Source organism: Phycicoccus flavus, assembly GCF_004025965.2.
Classification (GTDB): domain Bacteria; phylum Actinomycetota; class Actinomycetes; order Actinomycetales; family Dermatophilaceae; genus Phycicoccus; species Phycicoccus flavus.
Map to the genome: position 1 here is coordinate 1 of NZ_SAYU02000051.1, position 21,306 is coordinate 21,306.

The 21,306-nt window shown below is 74.1% G+C and carries 16 protein-coding genes and 1 other RNA gene; 6 read left to right on the forward strand and 11 right to left on the reverse strand.

What is annotated here, in order from left to right; genetic code table 11:
- From EPD83_RS14260 to EPD83_RS14275, 4 genes are all read right to left on the reverse strand, one after another.
- Nucleotides 1-437, reverse strand: a 437-nt coding sequence (locus EPD83_RS14260; RefSeq protein ID WP_128368350.1) for a YqgE/AlgH family protein, incomplete at its 3' end; no start/stop codon positions are given.
- Complete coding sequence (locus tag EPD83_RS14265; protein WP_268951207.1) at nt 434-2,509, reverse strand: DEAD/DEAH box helicase; 2,076 nt, start codon at nt 2,507-2,509, stop codon at nt 434-436. The genes EPD83_RS14265 and EPD83_RS14260, both read right to left, overlap by 4 nt.
- A 211-nt stretch (nt 2,510-2,720) precedes the next feature.
- Nucleotides 2,721-3,110 carry a VanZ family protein gene (locus EPD83_RS20420; RefSeq protein ID WP_205859540.1) on the reverse strand — a complete coding sequence of 130 codons (390 nt, stop codon included), beginning with the start codon at nt 3,108-3,110 and terminating at the stop codon, nt 2,721-2,723.
- The gene (locus EPD83_RS14275; protein ID WP_128368352.1) at nt 3,107-4,570 is read right to left on the reverse strand and encodes an NAD-dependent malic enzyme; all 1,464 of its coding nucleotides are present in this window, start codon (nt 4,568-4,570) and stop codon (nt 3,107-3,109) included. The genes EPD83_RS20420 and EPD83_RS14275 overlap by 4 nt, the downstream gene beginning before the upstream one ends.
- Nucleotides 4,571-4,691: 121 nt before the next feature.
- Here EPD83_RS14275 and EPD83_RS14280 point away from each other — a divergent pair, with 121 nt between their 5' ends.
- Nucleotides 4,692-5,315, forward strand: a complete 624-nt coding sequence (locus EPD83_RS14280) for an SIMPL domain-containing protein (RefSeq protein WP_165566745.1) — start codon at nt 4,692-4,694, stop codon at nt 5,313-5,315.
- Nucleotides 5,312-5,926, forward strand: a complete 615-nt coding sequence (locus EPD83_RS14285; RefSeq protein WP_128368488.1) for a YgjV family protein — start codon at nt 5,312-5,314, stop codon at nt 5,924-5,926. The genes EPD83_RS14280 and EPD83_RS14285 overlap by 4 nt, the downstream gene beginning before the upstream one ends.
- 82 nt (nt 5,927-6,008) lie before the next feature.
- Here EPD83_RS14285 and ssrA read toward each other — a convergent pair.
- Together ssrA and EPD83_RS14295 are read right to left on the reverse strand one after the other, a co-directional pair.
- Nucleotides 6,009-6,376, reverse strand: a transfer-messenger RNA (tmRNA) gene (gene ssrA, locus EPD83_RS14290).
- Between the two features lie 139 nt (nt 6,377-6,515).
- Complete coding sequence (locus tag EPD83_RS14295; protein ID WP_205859541.1) at nt 6,516-7,475, reverse strand: RodZ family helix-turn-helix domain-containing protein; 960 nt, start codon at nt 7,473-7,475, stop codon at nt 6,516-6,518.
- 133 nt (nt 7,476-7,608) lie between these two features.
- Here EPD83_RS14295 and EPD83_RS14300 point away from each other — a divergent pair, with 133 nt between their 5' ends.
- From EPD83_RS14300 to EPD83_RS14310, 3 genes are all read left to right on the forward strand, one after another.
- Nucleotides 7,609-9,159, forward strand: coding sequence for an amino acid permease (locus tag EPD83_RS14300; RefSeq protein ID WP_165566747.1), 1,551 nt, complete (start codon nt 7,609-7,611; stop codon nt 9,157-9,159).
- A gap of 67 nt (nt 9,160-9,226) precedes the next feature.
- Nucleotides 9,227-12,607 (forward strand): pyruvate carboxylase, encoded by a 3,381-nt coding sequence (locus EPD83_RS14305; RefSeq protein WP_165566748.1) that lies wholly within the window; start codon nt 9,227-9,229, stop codon nt 12,605-12,607.
- 115 nt (nt 12,608-12,722) lie between these two features.
- Complete coding sequence (locus EPD83_RS14310) at nt 12,723-12,896, forward strand: CsbD family protein (RefSeq protein WP_128368313.1); 174 nt, start codon at nt 12,723-12,725, stop codon at nt 12,894-12,896.
- A gap of 108 nt (nt 12,897-13,004) precedes the next feature.
- Here EPD83_RS14310 and EPD83_RS14315 read toward each other — a convergent pair whose 3' ends face one another.
- The 5 genes from EPD83_RS14315 to ftsE form a co-directional block, all read right to left on the reverse strand.
- Nucleotides 13,005-15,014, reverse strand: a complete 2,010-nt coding sequence (locus tag EPD83_RS14315) for a DUF2207 domain-containing protein (RefSeq protein ID WP_164896762.1) — start codon at nt 15,012-15,014, stop codon at nt 13,005-13,007.
- Nucleotide 15,015: 1 nt separating this feature from the next.
- Nucleotides 15,016-15,504, reverse strand: coding sequence for an SsrA-binding protein SmpB (gene smpB, locus EPD83_RS14320; RefSeq protein WP_407676030.1), 489 nt, complete (start codon nt 15,502-15,504; stop codon nt 15,016-15,018).
- Nucleotides 15,505-15,557: 53 nt separating this feature from the next.
- Nucleotides 15,558-17,003, reverse strand: a complete 1,446-nt coding sequence (locus tag EPD83_RS14325) for a M23 family metallopeptidase (protein WP_165566749.1) — start codon at nt 17,001-17,003, stop codon at nt 15,558-15,560.
- A 115-nt stretch (nt 17,004-17,118) separates the two neighbouring features.
- Nucleotides 17,119-18,024 (reverse strand): permease-like cell division protein FtsX, encoded by a 906-nt coding sequence (gene ftsX / locus EPD83_RS14330; RefSeq protein ID WP_128368202.1) that lies wholly within the window; start codon nt 18,022-18,024, stop codon nt 17,119-17,121.
- Nucleotides 18,024-18,737: a cell division ATP-binding protein FtsE gene (ftsE, locus tag EPD83_RS14335; protein WP_128368201.1), complete on the reverse strand. Its 714-nt coding sequence runs from the start codon at nt 18,735-18,737 to the stop codon at nt 18,024-18,026. The genes ftsX and ftsE overlap by 1 nt, the downstream gene beginning before the upstream one ends.
- Nucleotides 18,738-19,112: 375 nt before the next feature.
- Between ftsE and EPD83_RS14340 the strand changes: the two genes are divergently transcribed.
- Nucleotides 19,113-21,197, forward strand: a complete 2,085-nt coding sequence (locus EPD83_RS14340) for a cell wall-binding repeat-containing protein (RefSeq protein WP_165566750.1) — start codon at nt 19,113-19,115, stop codon at nt 21,195-21,197.
- Nucleotides 21,198-21,306: the final 109 nt, after the last annotated feature.

Consider the following 21,306-nt stretch of genomic DNA (forward strand, 5'->3'; position numbering starts at 1 on the left):
ACGACGTACCAGGACCCGGTGTCGATCTCCCCCTCGAGCTGGCCGGGCGACCAGCCGGCGTAGCCCGCGAAGATGCGCAGGCCCGCGACCTCGGGGACGACGAGCGGCGGCGGGGTGTCGAGGTCGACGAGCGCGACGGCGCCGAAGAGCCGCTTCACCCCCGTGGGCTCGGGCGCGTCGCCGAGGACGGCGACGAGCCCGAGCGCGGAGTCCAGCTGCACGGGTCCGCCCTGGAACATCGTCGCCGGGCTCGTCGCGTGGTCCTCCCAGCCGGGCAGGACCGAGCCGATCCGGGCCTCGATGGGCCGGTTGAGGACGATGCCCTGGGCGCCGTCCTGCCCGTGGTGGAGCATGAGGACGACGCTGCGGGCGAACACGCCCTCGCCGATCTGCGGGGTCGCGACGAGGAGCTTGCCGGTGGTGAAGGGCGCGCTCACCCGCCCATTCTGCCCCCGCGTCCGCCGCCCCGTCCGGGGGTCGACGAACCGTGACCGCGCTGCGGCCGGCCACCGCGCGGCCCGCCGCCCCGGGGTCCGCCCCGGCCCGGACGCCCGCCCGGTCGGCCACCCTGGCGGCCACGCTGGCGGCCCTCGAGGATGGGGCGCCACACCTCGTCCGGCACCGGGGTGCCGCTCGGGGGGCGCCCGCCGAGCCCGGCCACCGTCTCGTCGCCCGGCGACACCGTGGCCGTCTGCGCCTGGGCGCCCGACCCCTCGATGATGCGGGTCACGAGCCGGCGCTGGTGCGGCAGCGCGAGCATGACGACGACGCCCTGCTCCCCCGCCCGGGCCGTCCGGCCGGCGCGGTGCAGGTAGTCCTTGTGGTCCTTGGGCGGGTCGACCTGGACGACGAGGCCGATGTCGTCGACGTGGATGCCGCGGGCCGCGACGTCGGTGGCGATGAGCACCGGCACCGTGCCGTCGCGGAACGCGCCGAGCACCCGGTTGCGCACGCCCTGCGACAGCCCACCGTGCAGCGCCGCCGCGAGGACCCCGCGCTCGCGCAGCTCACCGGCGATCCGCTCGGCGCCCAGCTGGGTGCGGGCGAAGACGACGGTGCGCCCCTCGCGTCCGGCGAGCTCCGCGGTGAGGGCCTTCTTGTCGTGGGGGGCGACGAGCAGCACGTGGTGGCTCATCGTCGTGATGGTCGCCTGGGCCTCGTCCGTGGAGTGGGTGACCGCGTCGACGAGGTACTTCTCGACGAGCGCGTCGACGCCGCGGTCCAGCGTCGCCGAGAAGAGCAGCCGCTGGCCGCCCTCGGGCAGCGCGTCCATGATCGCTGTGACCTCGGGGACGAACCCCATGTCGGCCATGTGGTCGGCCTCGTCGAGGATCGCGACCTCGACCCCGCCGAGGTCGACGGCGCCGCGCTCCATGAGGTCCACGAGGCGGCCGGGCGTCGCGACGAGCAGGTGCACCCCGCGGTCGAGGGCCTTGATCTGCCCCTCGTAGGACAGGCCGCCGGCGACGAGGCGGTGCCGCAGCGACGCGACGTGGAGGAACGGCTCGAGGGCGTCGCTCACCTGCATCGCGAGCTCGCGGGTCGGCACGAGGACGAGGGCGCGCGGGCGCTTCGGCTCGGCCTTGCCGCTGCCCATGAGGCGGGCGATCGTCGGCAGGCCGAAGGCGAGGGTCTTGCCCGACCCGGTGCGTCCCCGGCCGAGGACGTCGCGACCCCCGAGGGCGTCCGGGATGGTCGCGGACTGGATGGGGAACGGGTCGGCGATGCCGTCGCGGGCGAGGCGCTCGACGAGCCGCTCGGGCAGGCCCAGGGCGGCGAAGCCGTTGTCCGAGGTCACCTCGCGGGGGCCGCCGGCCGCGACGGACCGGTAGGTCGTCCAGGTGTCGGCCTCGGCGCGCTCGGCCTCGGCGTCCTCGAAGGTGCGCGGCTGCTCCTCGCGCTCCCACGGCCGGTCGGCGTGCCGGCCCTCGTGCCGGTCGCGGCGGGCCGGGTCGGCGACGCGCGGGGTGCGCTCGCGGTAGGGGCGGTCGCCGCGCTCACGGCGGGGACGCTCGTCGTGCGGGCGGCGCGGCGGACGGTCCTCGCGGTCCCGACGGGGACGCTCGTCGCGGTCCCGGACCGGGCGGCGGTCGTCGCGGTCGTACCGCGGGCGGTCGTCGCGGTCCCGCACGGGGCGGCGGTCGTCGCGGTCGTACCGCGGGCGCTCGTCGCGGTCCCGGACCGGGCGACGGTCGTCGCGGTCGTAGCGCGGACGCTCGTCGCGCTCCCTGCGGTCCCCGCGCCCCTCGGCGCGGCTGTCGTCGCGGCGGCGCTGCTCGCGCGACGGCTTGCCGCCGCGACGCGGGTCGTCGGCGTCCCAGCGCGCGGAGCGCTCGGAGCGGGGACGCTTGGGGCGCTCGCCGTCCTCGGAACGCCCGGCGGGCGAGGTCGTGGGGCGGGGACCCTGGCCGCGGTGGAAGGGCTTCTTGGGGCCCTTGCGGACCTCGGCCTTCTTGGCGGCGCTCCAGCGGGCCTTGGGCCCGGTCTTCTTGGGCATGGCGGTGTTCACCTGTGTCTCGGTCGGTGGCGTACGTGGACAGACACGTCGTCAGCCGGTGGCGAGGAGGCGAGCACAACGGGTCTCCGGACCGTCAGTGGTCCTGGGTGGCCGGTTCGACGGAGGTGTCACCGGCGGGCACCGAGGGGATCGGGGGTGGAGCCACGAGTCGTGGACCTGAGGGGACGCGGCCAGGCGTCCGCACCTCGGTACGCCGACGATTCTACCAGCGGCGGACGGGTGCCCCGGACCGTCGGCGGGCCCATAGGCCGGCGACGAGGGCGCCGAGCGCCACGCCGAGGAGGTCGGCCAGGGCGTCGAGCACGTCGCCGTCGCGGGTCGGGATCAGCGTCGCCTGCACGACCTCGCTGAGCACCGCGTGCGCGGCGAGCACCGGCAGCACCCAGCGGGCGGGCAGCCGGGCGGCGAGCGCGAGGACGGTCGGGACGAGGAAGACGCCCATGTGGACGACCTTGTCGGCGTTCGGGAACGGCGGGGGCGCCGGCTCGGAGGGCGCGTAGAGGACGACGAGCTGCACGAGCACGGCCGACGCCAGGGCGCCGAGCAGCGCACCGCGACGGACACCGGACCGCCGCGGGTCGGCTCGGCTCACGCGGTGACGGATGCGTCGGGTCGCGCGGTGGGGTCGGGCAGCGCGGGCGGCTCGCCGGCGCTGTGGGCGAGGACGGTGCGGCGCACGGCGTCGGCCACGACCGTGCTCACGTCGGGGTTGAACACGCTGGGGATGATGTACGTCGCGTTCCGCTCGTCCTCCCCCACGACGTCGGCGAGGGCGTCGGCGGCGGCGAGGAGGACGTCCATCGTCACGTGCCGGCTCGCGGCGTCGATGAGCCCGCGGAAGACCCCGGGGAAGACGAGGACGTTGTTGATCTGGTTCGCGAAGTCCGAGCGCCCGGTGGCGACGACCGCGGCGTGCCGGGCCGCGATCTCGGGGTCGATCTCGGGGGTGGGGTTCGCCATCGCGAAGACGACGGAGTCCGGGGCCATCGACGCGACGTCCGCCTCGGTGAGGACGTTCGGGGCCGAGACGCCGAGGAAGACGTCGGCCCCGGCCATGGCCTCGGAGAGGGTGCCGGTCATGCCCTGCTCGTTGGTGTGCTCGGCGATCCACGTCTGGTTCGGGTAGTCGCCGCAGCTGACGTCCTCGCGACCGGCGTGGATGACGCCGGCGACGTCGGCGACGACGACGTGCCGCGCGCCCGCGTGCAGGAGCAGCTTGAGGATGGCGGTGCCCGCCGCGCCGGCGCCGCTCATGACGAGGCGCACGTCCTCGAGGCGCTTGCCGACCACCCGCAGTGCGTTGCGCAGCGCGGCCAGCGCGACGATCGCCGTCCCGTGCTGGTCGTCGTGGAACACGGGGATGTCCAGCTCCTGGCGCAGCCGCTCCTCGATCTCGAAGCAGCGCGGGGCCGAGATGTCCTCGAGGTTGATGCCCGCGAAGCCGGGGGCGATGGCCTTGACGGTGAGGATGATCTCCTCGACGTCGGTCGTGTCGAGGCAGATGGGGAAGGCGTCGATGTCGGCGAACCGCTTGAACAGCGCGGCCTTCCCCTCCATGACCGGCATCGCCGCCAGCGGCCCGATGTCACCGAGCCCCAGCACCGCCGTCCCGTCGGTGACGACGGCGACGGTGTTGCGCTTGATGGTGAGGCGCCGGGCGTCCTCGGGGTTGCGGGCGATGGCCTGGCAGACGCGGGCCACCCCCGGGGTGTAGATGAGGGAGAGGTCGTCGCGGGTGCGGATCGGGACCTTGGACTCGACGGTGAGCTTGCCGCCGAGGTGGAGCAGGAAGGTCCGGTCGGACACCTTGCCGATCTCGACGCCGTCGAGGGTGCGGATCGCCTCGACGATCTCGTCGGCGTGGTCGGGGTCGCGGGTGAGCATCGTGACGTCGACCCGCAGCCGGGTCTGCCCCGAGCCGGTGACGTCCAGGCCGGTGACGACCCCGCCCGTCTTCTCGATGAGGCTCGTCATGTTGCTCACCGCGGTGGGCGCGGCCGGGAGCTCGAGACGGACGGTGACGCTGTTGGCGATGGACGGCGCGGCGGGCATGACCCCGATTCAACCGCGTACCGGCGCGTAGCCCGAACTCGCCCGTCCCCGCGGCGGGTCGGGGCGGGCCGCGACCCGACCCGGCGGCGGTCGGCACCGCCGGCCTCCTACAGTGGCGCCCATGGCTGACCACGTGGACGTGACCGGCACCGGCACGGCGTCGGGCACCCCCGACGTCGTCGCGCTCGACGTCCGGGTGCTCGTCGAGGACCGCGAGGTCGCCGGCGCGCTGGCCGGCCTCGCCACTCGCCTCACCGCCGCTCTGGACGCGGCCGCCGAGCACGGCGTCGCGGCCGCCGACCGCCGGACGACGTCGATGGGCGTGTCGCCGCGCTGGGACCGCGAGGGCCGGGAGGTCACCGGGTACCAGGCGAGCCAGTCGGTGCGCGTGCGGCTCCGTGAGCGGGACCGCACCGGCGAGGTGCTCGCCGCGCTGGCGGAGGCGGCCGGCGACGCGCTCTCGGTCGACGGCGTCTCACTCGAGGTCGCCGACCCGGGGCCGCTCGTCGAGCGGGCCCGGACCGCCGCCTTCACGCAGGCCCGCGCGACGGCGTCGCAGTACGCGGGGCTCGCGGGACGGCCCCTCGGTCCGGTGCTGGAGATCGACGAGGTCCCCGACCCCGGTGGCCCGGCACCCCGGATGCGACTGGCCTCCATGTCCGCGGAGGGCGGCGTGCCCGTCGAGGCCGGCGAGTCCGCGGTGTCGGTGACGGTCCGCGTGCGCTTCGCCCTCGAGCCGGCATGAGCTGGGTCGACGCGCTCGGCTGGTTCGGCTCGGCGCTGCTCGTCTTCAGCCTGCTCCAGGCGCGCATCCTGCGGCTGCGGGTGCTCAACACCGTGGCCTGCGTCATCCTCACCGTCTTCAACACCCTCCTCGGCGTCTGGCCCATGGTCGCGATGAACGTCGTCCTCGCCGGCATCAACCTCTGGTTCATCGCCCGGATGCTGCGCGAGCGCGGCGACGAGCGGGCCTACGCGGTGCTGCCGGTGCGCGAGGACGACTCCTACCTGCGCCACTTCCTCGGCGTGTACCGGGCCGACATCGCCCGGTTCTTCCCGGACTTCGACGTCGCCGGCGGACCCGGGCGGTCCACCTACCTCGTCCAGCACGGCGACGAGACCGTCGGCGTCATCGTCGTCCGGGACGCGGGCGGGCGGACCGCACAGGTCGAGCTCGACTACGTGACGCCCCGGTACCGCGACTTCACGCCCGGCGAGTTCGTCTTCCGGCACTCGATGCTCTTCCGCGACCGCGGGTTCGAGCGGGTGCTCACCGCCCCGGGCATGGTGGCGCCGTACTACGCGCGGCTGGGCTTCGCCCGCGAGGGCGACCGGTACCGGCTCGAGCTCGCCTGAGGTTGGGGCGGGACGGTCGACGGCCCGGGTCCTCGCGAGGAGGACCCGGGCCGTCTGCGGGGCAGGGCGTGGGAGTGCGCCGTGGTGGAGGTGGCGGGAATCGAACCCGCGTCCACTGACAGCTGCCCAGGGCTTCTCCGGGCGCAGTGCGCTGAGGATTTTCTCGGCCCCGGGGCTCGCGCGCACACGTTCCCCGACAGGCCCAGCCGAGTGCGAGTCCCGCGTCGCCCCTCGGCGTGACGACGCAGCAAGACCTCTAGCTGACGCTGGTGACTAGACCGAGGTCGTGTCTAGGCCAACGGACTTCGGGCTCGCTCAGGCGGCGAGGGCGAAGTCGGTGCGCTTGGAATCGGCACCTATTGGTTTGCACGGAGCGTTGTACGAGATGACCGTGCGTCCTCGGCCCGCTTCCCACTGGACGAGATGTCGGTGTCGAAACCGATCACCCCCGTGAAGGGCCACTCCCACGCTGTTCAGTTGTCCCGACCGGCGGCGACCACGAGGGCTGCCGTCGACACCGCCAGTATGCAGGTCAACGGGTGGCACGCCCAACCGATTCCCGCGCGGGGCGCGGGTGGCCGGCCGGGGCTCAGCGTTTGGCGGACGTGCCCTTCGCCGGGGTCGTGTCCTTCGCGGGAGCCGTGTCCTTCGCGGCGCCGGCAGCCGGCGCGGTGGCGGCGGGCGCGGCCGGCTTCTTCTCCCGGCCGGGCGGGACGGTCGCGGTGACGGTGGTCTCCGGGGCCACGCCCTTGGCCGGGGGCTTGCCGGTGGTCGTCTTGCCCGAGCCGTTGCCCTTGCCGTTCCCCTTGCCCTTGCCGTTGTCGTTCCCGTTGCCGTTGTTGCCGGTCGTGGGGCCGGTGACGCTCGGCGTGGGGGTCGGGGTGGGCGTGGGGTCCTTGCGCGGCGGCGGCGGCGTGGGCGTCGACTTCGGCGGCTTCGGGGTCGTCGTCGGTTTGGTCGGCTTCGTCGGCTGGCCCGTCGGACGCGGCGGCTGCTCGGTCTGTCCGGGCGGGGTGGACCCCCCGCGCGACGGGGTGCCGGTGGAGCTCGGGCGGTCACCGCTGTCCGTCGTCCGGCCGGCGGTCGGGCGGTTCGCACCGGTCGGCGTGCGGTAGACCGGGGGCGCCGACGGCGCGACGTCGTCGGTGGGCAGCGCCGTGTCGTCGGACGTGCCCGTCGGGGTGGCGGTCGACGTCGGGTCGGCCGGCTCGCCCGACGGGGTCGGGTCGGCCTGCTCGCTCTCGTCGGACGTCGGGGCCTCACCCGTCGCGGACGGGGTGCCCGGGGGCAGGGAGACCCCCGGCGGGAGGTACGTGGGGTCGAACGGGGAGACGCCGGGCGGCGGCATGACGAGGGTGCCCTCGGGCAACGGCCCCGTCTCGCTGTACACCGGGCTCGGCTGCATCTCGGCGATGCCGAGCGACGTCATGACGCCCGGCTGGAGGACGAGCGCCCCGCCGAGGGTGGCGACTCCGGCGCAGGCGACACCCACCGCCTGGAGCGCGTTCGTACGCGCCGAGGCGGGCCTACGCCTCCCCGGCTGAGCCATGGCCGCAGCGTATCCGGGCGGGGGCCTCGCCGTCCTGCCGAGAAGACCGTCCGAACGGCTACTTCTGGACGGCCTGGCAGGGGGTCCAATAGCCTCCCGCTCACGCCGCCGCCGCACGCGAGGAGTCCTTCGGATGAGTGAGCCCCAGTCCAGTCCTCGTCGCACCTCCGGGGTGACCTACGCGCACGCCGACCAGGCATACTTCGAGAAGCGGGGGCTCACCCGGCACGCGGGGGCGTGGTCGCTGTGGGCGCTCGGGGTCGCGGCCGTCATCTCCGGCGACTTCTCGGGGTGGAACTTCGGCATCACCGAGGCCGGCTGGGGCGGGATGCTGCTCGCGACGCTCGTCATCGGCGGCATGTACCTGCTCATGGTCTACTCCATCTCCGAGATGTCCGCGGCCATGCCGCACACCGGCGGCGCGTACTCCTTCGCGCGCTCGGCGATGGGCCCGTGGGGCGGCTTCGTCACCGGCCTGGCCGAGAGCATCGAGTACGTCATCACGACGGCGGTGGTCGGGACGTTCTGCGGCACCTACGCCGACGGCATCCTCGGCGACCTCACCGGCGCCTCGCTGCCGCTGCCGGTGTGGGTGCTGATCTTCTACGTGATCTTCGTCGGCCTGAACTCCGCCGGCGCCGAGGCGTCCTTCCGGTTCGCGGTCGTCATCGCCATCATCTCGCTCGGCGTCCTCGCCCTCTTCGCCGTGCTCGCCGTCACCTCCGGCACGTTCTCCTGGGACAACCTGTGGACGGTGGGCGACGGGTCGTTCCTGCCCCTCGGCATCGGCGGCGTGCTGGCCGCCCTGCCGTTCGCCATCTGGTTCTTCCTCGGCATCGAGGAGCTGCCGCTGGCCGCCGAGGAGACCCACACCCCGCAGCGCGACATCCCGCGCGGCTCGCTCATGGGCATGTTCACCCTGCTCACCACCGCCTTCGTCGTCCTCGTCCTCAACCCGGGGGTCGTCGGGGCGCAGGAGATCTCCGACCCCGAGAACCCCGCGTCCGGCGAGCCGATCCTCGCCGGCTTCCGGACGATCTTCCCGGACAGCAACATCGCCGCCCTGCTCTCGCTCTTCGCGCTGGCCGGGCTCGTCGCGTCCTTCCAGGGCATCATGTTCGCCGCCGGGCGCAACCTGTACTCGCTCTCGCGGGCCGGCTACTACCCGCAGTTCCTCTCCCTCACCGGCAGCCGCAAGGTCCCGTACGTCGCGCTCATCGCGAGCGCCGTCATCGGCCTGGGTCTCGTCGTCGGCCTCAGCGTGGTCCTGGGCGAGAGCGCGGTCGACGTCGCGACGCAGCTGCTGAACATCGCCGTCTTCGGCGCCGTCATCGCCTACGTGCTGCAGATGGTCGCCTTCGTCATGCTGCGCCGGAAGTTCCCGACGGCCGAGCGCCCCTACCGCAGCCCGGTCGGGGTGGGCGGCGCCGTCGTCGCGGGCGTCGTCGCCGCCGGGACGCTGCTCATCCTCCCGTTCAACCCCGACTACCGGTCGGTGATCCTCGGCGTCGCGCTGTTCTTCGCCGTCGGGCTCGCCTACTTCGCCCTGCGGGGCCGCCACCACCTCGTCTACTCCCCCGAGGAGGAGTACGCGATGTCCGGCGGCCGGCGCGGCGCCCACCCGGAGTCCGAGGGCCACGACGCCGCGGACCGCGCCGCCGAGAAGGAGACCGAGCCGCGCTGACCGGTCCGGCTCCCGGCGTCTCACTAGGGTGGGGCCGACGCGCGCCCGCCGATCCGGAGGTCCCCTCGTGTTCCACAAGATTCTCGTCGCCAACCGCGGGGAGATCGCCGTCCGCGCCTTCCGGGCGGCCACCGAGCTCGGGGCCAAGACGGTGGCCGTGTTCCCGCACGAGGACCGCAACTCCGAGCACCGGCTCAAGGCCGACGAGTCCTACGAGATCGGCGAGGAGGGGCACCCGGTCCGGGCCTACCTCGACCACGAGCAGGTCGTCGCCGTCGCCGTCGCGTGCGGGGCCGACGCGGTCTACCCCGGCTACGGGTTCATGTCCGAGAACCCCGACCTCGCGGAGGCGTGCGAGGCCGCGGGGATCACCTTCATCGGTCCGCCCGCCTCCGCCCTCCATCTCGCGGGCAACAAGGCCCGGGCCATCGCCGCCGCCCGCGAGGCGGGGCTGCCGACCCTGCGCGGGGCGGAGCCGAGCACCGACCTCGACGTCCTGGCCGCCGCGGCCGACGAGATCGGCTTCCCCGTCTTCGTCAAGGCCGTCTCCGGAGGCGGCGGCCGCGGCATGCGGCGGGTCGACGACCCGGGGACGCTGCGAGAGTCGCTCGAGGCCGCCCAGCGCGAGGCCGACGCCGCGTTCGGCGACCCCACCCTCTACCTCGAGGAGGCCGTGGTCCGCCCACGGCACATCGAGGTGCAGGTGCTCGCCGACGCCGAGGGCGAGGTGCTGCACCTCTTCGAGCGGGACTGCTCGGTCCAGCGGCGGCACCAGAAGGTCGTCGAGATCGCGCCCGCCCCGAACCTCGACCAGGGCCTGCGCGACCGGATCTGCGCCGACGCCGTGCGGTTCGCGCAGGCCATCGGCTACCGCAACGCCGGCACGGTCGAGTTCCTGCTCGGCGAGGACGGCCGCTACGTCTTCATCGAGATGAACCCGCGGATCCAGGTCGAGCACACCGTCACCGAGGAGGTCACCGACGTCGACCTCGTCGCGTCGCAGATGCGCATCGCCGCCGGGGCCACGCATGCCGACCTCGGCCTGGCGCAGGACGAGATCCGCACCCGCGGTGCGGCTCTCCAGTGCCGCATCACCACCGAGGACCCCGCCAACGGGTTCCGGCCCGACGCCGGGCAGATCACCGTCTACCGTTCGGCCGGCGGCGGCGGTGTGCGGCTCGACGGCGGCACCGTGTTCGTCGGGGCCCAGGTGAGCCCCCACTTCGACTCGATGCTCGTCAAGCTCACGTGCCGGGGACGCGACTTCGACGCCGCCGTCCGTCGCGCGCGCCGGGCGCTGGCCGAGTTCCGGATCCGCGGGGTGTCGACGAACATCCCCTTCCTCCAGGCCGTCCTCGACGACCCGGCCTTCCAGCGCGGCGAGGCGACGACGTCGTTCATCGACGAGCGCCCCGAGCTGCTCGACGCCCGCACGCCCGCCGACCGCGGCACCAAGCTGCTCCAGTACCTCGCCGACGTCACCGTGAACCGCCCACACGGCCCGGCGACGACGCACCTCAAGGCGCGCACGAAGCTGCCGCCGCTGGACACCGGCGCGCCGCTGCCCCCGGGCACCCGCGACCTGCTGCTGCGGGTCGGCCCGGCCGAGTTCGCCCGGCAGCTGCGCGCCCGCCCCGACGTGCCGGTCACCGACACGACCTTCCGCGACGCCCACCAGAGCCTCCTCGCGACGCGGATGCGCACCCGGGACCTCCTGCACGTCGCGGGCCACGTCGCCCGGCTCACCCCGCAGCTGCTGTCGATGGAGGCCTGGGGCGGGGCGACCTACGACGTCGCGCTGCGCTTCCTCCACGAGGACCCGTGGGAGCGGCTGGCCCTGCTGCGCCAGGCCATGCCGAACGTCCCGCTCCAGATGCTCCTGCGCGGCCGCAACACCGTCGGGTACACGCCGTACCCGACGAAGGTCACCGACGCCTTCGTCCACGAGGCCGCCCGCACCGGGCTCGACGTCTTCCGCATCTTCGACTCGCTCAACGACGTCTCGCAGATGCGGCCCGCCGTCGAGGCCGTGCTGGAGACGAACACCGCCGTGGCCGAGGTGTGCCTCTGCTACACCGGCAACCTCATGGACCCGGGCGAGGACCTCTACACCCTCGACTACTACCTCCGGCTCGCCGAGGAGATCGTCGACACGGGCGCGCACGTGCTCGCCGTCAAGGACATGGCCGGGCTGCTGCGCGCGCCGGCCGCGCGCCGTCTCGTCACCGCGCTGCGGGAGAACTTCGACCTGCCGGTGCACCTGCACACCCACGACACCGCGGGCGGCCAGATCGGCACCCTGCTCGCCGCCATCGACGCCGGGGTCGACGCCGTCGACGCCGCGACCGCGACGATGGCCGGGACGACGAGCCAGCCCAGCCTGTCGGCGCTCGTCGCCGCCACCGACGGCACCGAGCGCGAGACCGGCCTCGACATCGACGCCGTCTTCTCCCTCGAGCCGTACTGGGAGGCCGTCCGCCGGGTCTACGCCCCGTTCGAGTCCGGCCTCGCCTCCCCCACCGGCCGCGTGTACTTCCACGAGATCCCCGGCGGGCAGCTGTCCAACCTGCGCCAGCAGGCCATCGCGCTCGGCCTCGGCGAGAAGTTCGAGGCGGTCGAGGACATGTACGCCGCGGCGAACCGGATCCTCGGCAACCTCGTCAAGGTCACCCCGAGCAGCAAGGTCGTCGGCGACCTCGCGCTCGCCCTCGTCGGCGCCGGCGCGGACCCCGCGGACTTCGAGGCCGACCCGCAGTCCTACGACATCCCCGACTCGGTCCTCGGCTTCCTCGCCGGGGAGCTCGGCGACCCGCCGGGCGGCTGGCCCGAGCCGTTCCGGACCAAGGCCCTGGAGGGACGCAGCGCCAAGCCCCGGGTCACCGAGCTGACGACGGAGCAGGAGGCCGCGCTGGTCACCGACACCCGGCGCACCCTCAACACCCTGCTCTTCCCCGGCCCGACCCAGGAGTACGAGGAGACCCGCGAGCTCTACGGCGACCTGTCGGTGCTCGGGACCATCGAGTTCCTCCACGGCCTCGAGCACGGCACCGAGTACGAGGCGGAGATCGAGCCGGGCAAGACGCTGCTGCTCGGCATCAGCTCGGTCGGCGAGGTCGACCGGCAGGGCATGCGGACGGTGATGTGCACCCTCAACGGGCAGTTCCGCCCGGTCCAGGTGCGCGACCGGTCGGTGGAGGCCGAGACCAAGGCCGCCGAGAAGGCCGACCCGGGCGACCGCGGCCACGTCGCGGCGCCGTTCGCCGGTGTCGTCACCCCGACGGTGCAGGAGGGGCAGGACGTCGAGGCCGGCGCCGTCGTCGCGACGATCGAGGCGATGAAGATGGAGGCGAACATCACGACGCCCGTCGGCGGCACCGTCGCGCGGCTCGCCGTCGACGGCCACCAGCAGGTCGAGGGCGGCGACCTCGTCGCCGTCATCGCCTCCTGACCTGCACGAACTCGTCGACCGGAACGGTGTCGAGACTTCGTCCAACGTTGTACGGTGGAGGAACGGCACGACGTCATCCGTGGCTCGTGCCCCGTCATCGACGAAGGAGAAGGCGATGGGTTTCGACGACAAGATGAGCAACCACGGCCAGGACGCCGAGGGCAAGGTCAAGGAGGCCGTCGGCAAGTCGACGGACGACGAGTCCATGGAGGCCGAGGGGAAGGCCGACCAGTCCTCCGCCGACCTGAAGAACGCCGGCGAGAAGATCAAGGACGCGTTCAAGCACTGAGCGCCCCCACCCGTCCGACGGGTCAGCGGCCCGTCGGAGGTCCGGAGCACGCCGTCCGCGCAGCAGCGCGGACGGCGTGTCCTGTGTCGGGGCCCGGTGACCCGGGGGTCACCAGCTCCCGCCGGACGAGCCCCCGCCCCCACCCCCGGAGAAGCCCCCACCGCTGCTGAAGCCCGACGAGCCGGACGAGCCGGGCGTCGAGACGAAGGTGCCGGCCGCGACCGTCGAGAACGAGTCCATGCTCGAGGCGACCCCGCCGAAGCCCGCCCGGTCCCACGGCCCCGAGTACCACCACGGGCCCGGCACGACGTACCCCGCCGCGGCCGCCGCCGTCGCGACCTCCTCGAACACCGAGGCCCAGCGGTCGGCCACCCCGAGGACGATGGCGTAGGGCAGGTACCGGCTGAAGACGTCCTGCGCCTCCTCCCACCGGATCTGGTTCGCCTCGGCCGTCGTGAGGTACCGCTCGAAGCCCCGGGACTGCGCGAGCACCGCCGAGCCCTCGGCGGTGCGGGCCGCCATCCGCTTCCCGAGGGAGCGGACCACGAGACCCCCGACGACGAGGCCGCCGAAGAGCACCCAGGACGGGTCGACCGGGAACACCGAGTCCGAGAACAGCCCACCGAACAGCCCCCAGCCGAAGACGAACCCGAGCACGCCGAGGCCGGCCAGCACGGTGCCGAGCCCCACCCAGCCGGCCCGCTGGCGCTCTGGGCTGCGACGGAACCAGCCGCGGTGCACGACCTCCTCGTACATCTCCCGCTGGACGAGCTCGAGCGTGGGCTTGAACCGGTTCTTCAGGGACGACAGCCGCACGGCGGCCCCGGCGACGAAGATGCCGTCGAGCAGCGTCTGCTCGTAGGACGCGAGCGCCGCCGCGCCCGCCGGCGGGGAGGTGCGGGTGAGCAGCCAGTCGTCACCGCGGAAGGCGCCGCCGTCCTCGCGGGACAGCGTGAGGTGGCCGCGGACGGCGAGGTCGACGATGGTGGCGCTGACGTCGACGACGTTCGCCTCCTCGTCCAGGACGGTGCCGACCATCCCCGGCTGCACGCCGCGCGGTGGCGTGAACTGCACGGCGACGGTGGGGGCCCGGCCGGTGGTGACCACCCGGACCTCGTCGCCGCGGCCGGGACTCAGGCCGGGGGTGAGGCCCGCGTACTGCTCGTCGCGGCCACGGGTCCACACGAGCAGCCCCATCCCCGCGGCGGCCAGGAGCGGCAGCAGCACGCCGGTGCCGACGGCGAGCGTCCCGAGGACCCGGGAGGCGGCCGGGGAGACCCGGCTGCCGCTGTCGGCGCTCGCGCTCCCCTCGCGCAGGTCGGGGGTGAGGTCGCCGAACGCGTCGCGCGGGAAGGCCGCGACGACCGAGGCGCCCTCCTCGGCCGCGAGGTCGGGGATGCGGTAGGTCGCCTCGGCGCCCGCCGTCGCCGGGCACGGGTCGGTGGCGCCGGACGGGCCGGTGAAGCAGGCGGCGCGGGTGACCTCGGCGGGGCCGGACACGGTGGCCCGGACGTCCTGCTGGGGGAAGCCGTTCGCGGGGTCGACGACGTCGTAGTAGACCTCGGCGGTGCCGTCGCCGATGTCGTTGACCAGGTGCGCCAGCCGGTAGCGCACGACGTACCGCGCGGTGCCGCTGACCGTCTCGGACGGGCTGCCGATGCGGATCTTGCGGAAGGCCCCGAAGTCCTGGACGACGAGGTCGGTGGGCGCCCCGGTCGGCGAGCTGACCTCGACCCCGGAGAGCTCGTAGTAGCGGTACTGGGTGTCGCTGTCGCGGTAGCCGGCCCGCACCCGCACCGACCGGTAGATGCCGTGCCGCTCCTCCCCCGCCGGGAAACGCCACGTGACGTCCTCGGTGACGAGCACCGACCCGTCCTCCTGGGCCTCGATGCTCGTGTGGAGGACGTCGGCCTGCTCCTGCGCCGCCAGCGCGGGGGTGCGCCCGCCCCAGGCGCCGACCGCGTCCGGGGCGGCGGTCCCGACGGCCCCGCCGGCCACGGGTGCCGCTGCCGCGGTGCTCGGGGCGGCGAGTGCCAGGCTCACGAGGACCAGCAGGACGAGCGCCACCGGGGCCACGCGCCGGTGCGCGGGCGAGGGGCGCCCGCCCGCGGCGGTCACCTCAGATCTCGCCGCGTCGACGGTGGGCGGAGATGGCCCGGTCGGCCTCCCTGCGGTCCTGCCTCTCGCGCAGCGCGTGCCGCTTGTCGTAGGACTTCTTGCCGGTGACGACGGCGATCTCGACCTTGGCCCGGCCGTCCTTGAAGTACAGCCGCAGCGGGACGACGGTGCGCCCGGTCTCGCGGGTGGCCTGGGCGATCTTCTCCAGCTCGCGCTTGTGGAGCAGCAGCTTGCGCTTGCGGCGCGGGGTGTGGTTCGTCCAGTTGCCGTTGACGTACTCGGGGATGTGGACGCCCTCGAGCCACAGCTCGTCGCTGCGGTCGAACCCGGCCCAGCCGTCGACGAGGGAGGCCCGCCCCATCCGCAGCGCCTTGACCTCGGTCCCCATGAGGACGAGCCCGGCCTCGTAGGTGTCCTCGACGTGGTAGTCGTGGCGGGCCTTGCGGTTGCTGGCGACCAGCTTGGTCCCGGTGTCCTTGCCCACGAGCATGCAGGCTACCGGCCGGCGGCCCCACCGCCCCACCGGGTTCGGGGCGCGCCGGGTCAGCCGAGGGTGTTGAGCCAGTGCCGCGGGTCGTCGAACCCGCCGTTCTTCAGCGTCTCGAAGTGCAGGTGGCAGCCGGTGGAGGTGCCGGTCGTGCCGCTGTAGCCGATGAGCTGGCCGCGCCCGACCTGCCCGCCCCACACGCTGATGCTCGTGAGGTGGTTATACGTGCTCGCGAGACCGGCGCCGCTGACGAGGCCGTGGTCGATGACGACGCGGTTGCCGTAGCCGCCGCCCCAGCCGGCGCTGATGACGGTGCCCGGCGCGGCGGCGTAGACCGGCGTGCCGCAGGCGACCGCGTAGTCGCGGCCGGAGTGCAGCTTCCAGTAGTGGAAGACCGGGTGGAAGCGCATCCCGAACTCCGAGCTCACCCACCCGGTGCGCACCGGACGGCTGAGGAAGCCCGAGGACGAGGGGGCCGGGGGCGGCGGCGGAGCGGGCGCCGGTGCCGGGGCCGGGGCCTGGCTCGACCCACCGCCACCGCCGCCGCCCGAGTTCTTGCGCTGCTGCTCCGCACGCTTGCGCGCGGCGGCCTCTGCGGCGCGCTGGCGGGCGGCCTCGGCGGCGGCCCTGCGCGCGGCCTCGGCGGCGGCCTTGCGGCGGGCCTCCTCGGCCCGCTTGACGAGGATGCGGCGCAGCCGCTCCTGCTCGCGCTCCATGGAGGCGAGCTGCTTCTTGTCCGCGGCGAGCTGGTCCTCGTAGGCCGCGGCCTGCCGCTCCTGGGTGGCGGCGAGCGACTCGAGCTCGACCTTGGCCTGGTCGGCGGCCTCGCGCGCGGCCGTGGCGCGCGCCAGCGCGGCCTCGGCCTCCTTCTTCTTCGCGGCGGAGTCGGCCCGCAGGGCCGAGAGGTGGTCCTCGAGGGCGGTGAGGTTCGCCTGCTCGGTGGCGAGGCGCTGCATGGTGCCGGCCTGGACGTCCAGGACGGTGTCGACGAGGGCGAGCCGGTCGGCGAAGTCCTGCGGCTCGGTGCTGGAGAGCGCGACGTCGAGCTGGCCGAAGCCCTGCTCCTGGTAGATCTGCGCGGCGAACTGGGCGATCCGCTCCCGGCCGTCGTCGACCTCCTGGGTGGCCGAGCGCAGGTCGTTCGCGGCCTTGGACTCGTTGGCCCGGGCGACCTCGAGCTCCTGGGTGGCCTCGGCCTCGGCCTGCTGGGCGGCGTCCGCGGTGGCGCGGGCGGCGTCGAGGGCGGCGCGGGCGGCGGGCAGCTTGTCCTGCGTGGAGTGCAGGTCCTCGTAGGCGCGGCTCAGCGCGACGCTCGTGTCGTCGAGGTGGTCCTTGAGGCGGTCGATCTTCCCGTCGACGGCCCGCTTCTGGACGCCCGGGTCGGGCGCGGCGGGGGCCGGGAGGGAGCCGGTGACGACGAGCCCGGCGGCACAGACGAGCGCCGCGCCGGTCCCGACGAGCCGTCGAGGGGCACGGGCGATCGACCGGTCTCGACGTCCCATGAGGATCATTGGTAACACAGTTCACAGAGGATCGCGGCCGACACGGGGGAACCGTTCGTCCCTCGAACCCCGGCGACCCCACAGGAACGGGAGCGACGAACCGGGAGTGAGGGGGTCAGACCCGCAGGTAGCGGCGCAGCGTGACGAGGCTCGTGGCGACGGCGATACCGACGACCCCGGCGAGCATCCACGGCGCGAGGTACCAGACGTCGGACACCCCGATGAACGCCTGCGACAGCGCGATCTGGCTGGCGCCCTCGGTGAAGACGTACTTCGTGAGGACGGCGAGCAGGGCGACGGCCAGCCCCACCCCGAGGGCGGACACGAGCACCATCTCGGAGACGAACGGCATCCGGATCGTCCAGTTCGACGCCCCGACCAGCCGCATGATCCCGATCTCGCGGCGCCGGATGAAGGCCGCCTGGCGGATCGTCGTCGCCATGAGCAAGGCCGCGCACGCGGCCATGAGGGCGGCCAGCGCGACGGCGAAGAACGTCACGTAGTTGATGATCGTGAAGAACTTCGAGAGCACCTTCTCCTGGTCCTGGACGATCGCCACCCCCGGCGCGTTCTCGAACTGGTCGGTGACGACGGCGAACTTCGTCGGGTCCTGGAGCTGGACGCGCAGGCTGGCCGGGATCTCCCCGACCTGGACGTTGCCCGCGATCGGGCTGTTGCGGAACTGGTCCTTGAACCGGTCGAACGCCTGCTTCTCGGTCTCGTAGAAGACCTGCTTGACCTCCGGCAGGGCCTCGAGCTGGGCCTGGAGCGCCTCGCGCTGGGCGTCCGTGGCGGCCGTGCCCTGGCAGTTGGGCTGGAGCGCGTCGGCCGTGCACAGGTAGATGGACACCTGGATGCGGTCGTACCAGTAGCCCTTCATCGTGTCGGCCTGGCGCTGGGCGAGCAGGCCGAGGCCGAGGAGGAACATCGAGACCATCGTCACGAGGACGACGGACACGGCCATCGAGACGTTGCGGCGCAGTCCCGAGCCGACCTCGGTGGCGAGGAAGCGGGTCTGCATCAGGCGTCCTCCTCCACCGGCTCGGCGACCCGCTGGTGGTAGCCGGCCTCCTGCTCGTCGCGCACGATCCGGCCGTCGTCGAGCTGGAGGACGCGGCGGCGCAGGTCGTTGACGATGTCGTGGTCGTGGGTGGCCATGACGACGGTGGTGCCGGTGCGGTTGATCCGCTCCAGCAGCCGGACGATCTCGATGCTGATCTTCTGGTCCAGGTTCCCGGTGGGCTCGTCGCACAGGAGGATCTGCGGGCGGTTGACGACGGCCCGGGCGATGGCGACGCGCTGCTGCTCGCCGCCGGAGAGCTGGTGCGGGAAGCGCTTCTCCTTGCCGGCCAGGCCGACCATCTCGAGGGTCTCGGGCACGAGCTGGCGGATGGCGTGCCGGGGCTTGCCGATGACCTGGAGGGCGTAGGCGACGTTCTGGTGCACCGTCTTGTTCGGCAGCAGCCGGAAGTCCTGGAAGACCGCGCCCATCTCGCGGCGCAGGCGGGGCACCTGGCGCATCGGCATGGCGCCGAGGTCGTGGCCGGCGACGAGGACGAGGCCGTTGGTGGGGGCCTCCTCACGCAGGGCCAGGCGCAGGATCGTCGACTTCCCGGAGCCGGAGGGACCGACGACGAAGACGAACTCGCCCCGGTCGATGTCGACCGAGACGTCGTCGACGGCGGCCCGGGTCGACCGCGGGTAGACCTTCGTGACGTTCTCGAAGCGGATCATGCGGGTGGGGTGGCCTCGGGCTCGGGTGCAGGGGCCGCCCGGAGGGGCGGCACGATCGAGGATAGGTCGGCGGGCCGACGTTGGTGGTCAGCACCGTGCGTTCGGCGCGTTCGGCCCACCCCGCTCCGCCGGGCGGCCCGCCTCTCCCGCGCCCCGGGACCAGGCGGTTTCGGGTCCCGGACCCCCCCGCCCTGGCCGTCGTTCCCGCAGGTCGGAGAGGGTGCGCTGCGAGTTCTCGCAAATGTCCTCGGCCCCGTCGACCCCGGCCGCTACCCTGCCTGCGTCCGGGGCGCTCCGCGCGGGTGTCCCGGAGGGGTCGAGCGTCTCGGGGAGGACCCCGGTCCGGGCCCCGCCCGCCAGAAAGGACCCCTCCCCGTGGCACGCCTCCGTCCCTCCCTCGTCCTCGGCGTCGTCGCCGCGGTCTGCGTCCCGGCCGCCGCCGTCGCCGGCCCGGCCGCCGCCCAGCCCTCCCCCGGCGCCGGCGCCGCCCGCGCCGCCGCCCCGACCTCCCCCGGCCGCCACATCGGCCCGCAGCAGGGTCGGCTGCTCGGCGGCAAGGCCACCACGGGTCCGTCGCTCGCGTCGGCCGACATCCCCACCCGCGGGATCGGCGCCCCGACCCAGCTGCTCGTCTCCGACGCGGGCGGCACGACGACCGTCACCCTCGACGGCGCCTACAACCCGCAAGGCGCCCGGCGCACGACCACGCGGACCCACGCGGCCGCCGGGCCGGCCGGCGACGCCATCGCCTACACCCGGACCTCCGACGGCGCGACCGTCACCGAGTCCACCTACGGCAACCACGCGGTGACCTACCCGTCCACCGACGAGCCCATCGCCTGGGGACCCCTCGGCGACGGCTTCGTCCGGCACACCGACGGCCGGTACGTCCTCCAGTTCACCAACCCCGCGGCCGTCGAGCCCATCGACGTGCCGGCCGGGGCCACCGACCCGGTCGTGTCGCCCTACGGGATGCAGGTGGTCGTGCGGGTGCCCACCGCCGGCGGGCACGACCTCGCCGGGGTCAACGCGCCCTTCTCCGGGGCGGCGCTGGCCGCCGACTACACGGTGCCCTCACTCGGCCTCGCCGGGTACGACCCCGGCGCACCGGCCATCGCCCAGGCGCCCGGCGGGAGCGTCTACGACGACACCGCCCTGACCTACATCGCCTTCGTCGGTGCGTCCGCCAGCACGCCCGCCGGCACCCGCCACCTCTTCGTCGACCACCAGGGTGGCCCGGTGCGCACCAACGGCGGCTACGGCGTCGACGTCGTCGACGTCATCGGCGCCGGGTACGACTGTGACGTCGCGGCGCCGGCGTTCTCCCCGGACGGCACCCGGCTGGCGTACGTCCGCTCGCCGAACGCGGACTGCACCAACCCCGAGGTCCGCGTCGTGACGGCCGGGGCCGACGGCCGCTTCGCGGCCGGCTCCACCAGCAAGCTCCTCTTCACCACCGCCGGTACCACCGCCACGGCGCCGACCTCGCTGTCCTGGGTCGCGAACAACCCGCGCGCCTACCGGGTGCGGGTCGACGGCCCGAACCGGTACGCCACGGCCGCCAACACGATGGGCTTCTGGGACGCCGGCGGGGCGGCGACCGCGGTCATCACGAGCGGCAACAACTTCCCCGACGCCCTCACCGGCGGCCCGCTGGCGGCCCGGCTCGGCGGGCCGGTGCTCCTCACCGGCTCCGCGTCGCTGCACCCGGCCGCCCTCGAGGCGCTGAACTACGGCGTGCCCAAGGGCTCGGACGTCTACATCCTCGGCGGCACCACCGCGGTGTCCTCCCAGGTCTGGTTCGACGTCCGCGACGCCGGGTACACCCCGATCCGCATCGAGGGCCCGAACCGGTACGCGGTCGCCGTCAAGGTGGCCCAGAAGCTCGACGCCATCCGCGGCCGGCTCCCGGACGCGGCCTTCGTCGCCGGCGGCTCGGCCTTCCCCGACGCCCTCGTGGCCGGCCCGCCGGCCGCCCTCAACGACGCCCCGGTCCTGCTCTCGAACGGACCGGTCCTGCCCGACGTCGTCAAGGACTACCTCGGCTCGCTGTCCTCGGACGCCGACCTCTACGGCATCGGCGGGCTGGGCGCGGAGGCCCTGAGCCAGGACCCGCGCGCCGTCCCGGTCTCGGGGGACAACCGGTACATCGTCGCGGCCAACGTGGCCCAGACCTTCTTCCCGTGGTCCTACATCGGGGGCATCGCCGACGGCCGCAACTGGCCCGACGCGGCCTCGGGCGGGGCGCTCATGGCCGGCTTCCTCGAGCCGGTCCTGCTCACCAACGGCCGCGACACGCTGCCGGCACCGACGGAGGAGCGGCTCTTCCAGACCCGCGCCTCGGCCGACGCCCTCATCGCGTTCGGCGGCACCACCGCGGTGCCGGCCGACGCCTACGCCGCGGCGGCCAGCGCCGCCGGGCGCCAGACGTCGTACTACGGCCTCGACACGCAGCCGTAGCCGACACCGAGGGCACGGCGGCCGTCCGGTTCTCCGGACGGCCGCCGTCGTTCCGGGGCACCATGGTCCCGGCGCCCCCGCGTCCCGACCCTGCCCCACGCCCGGCCCA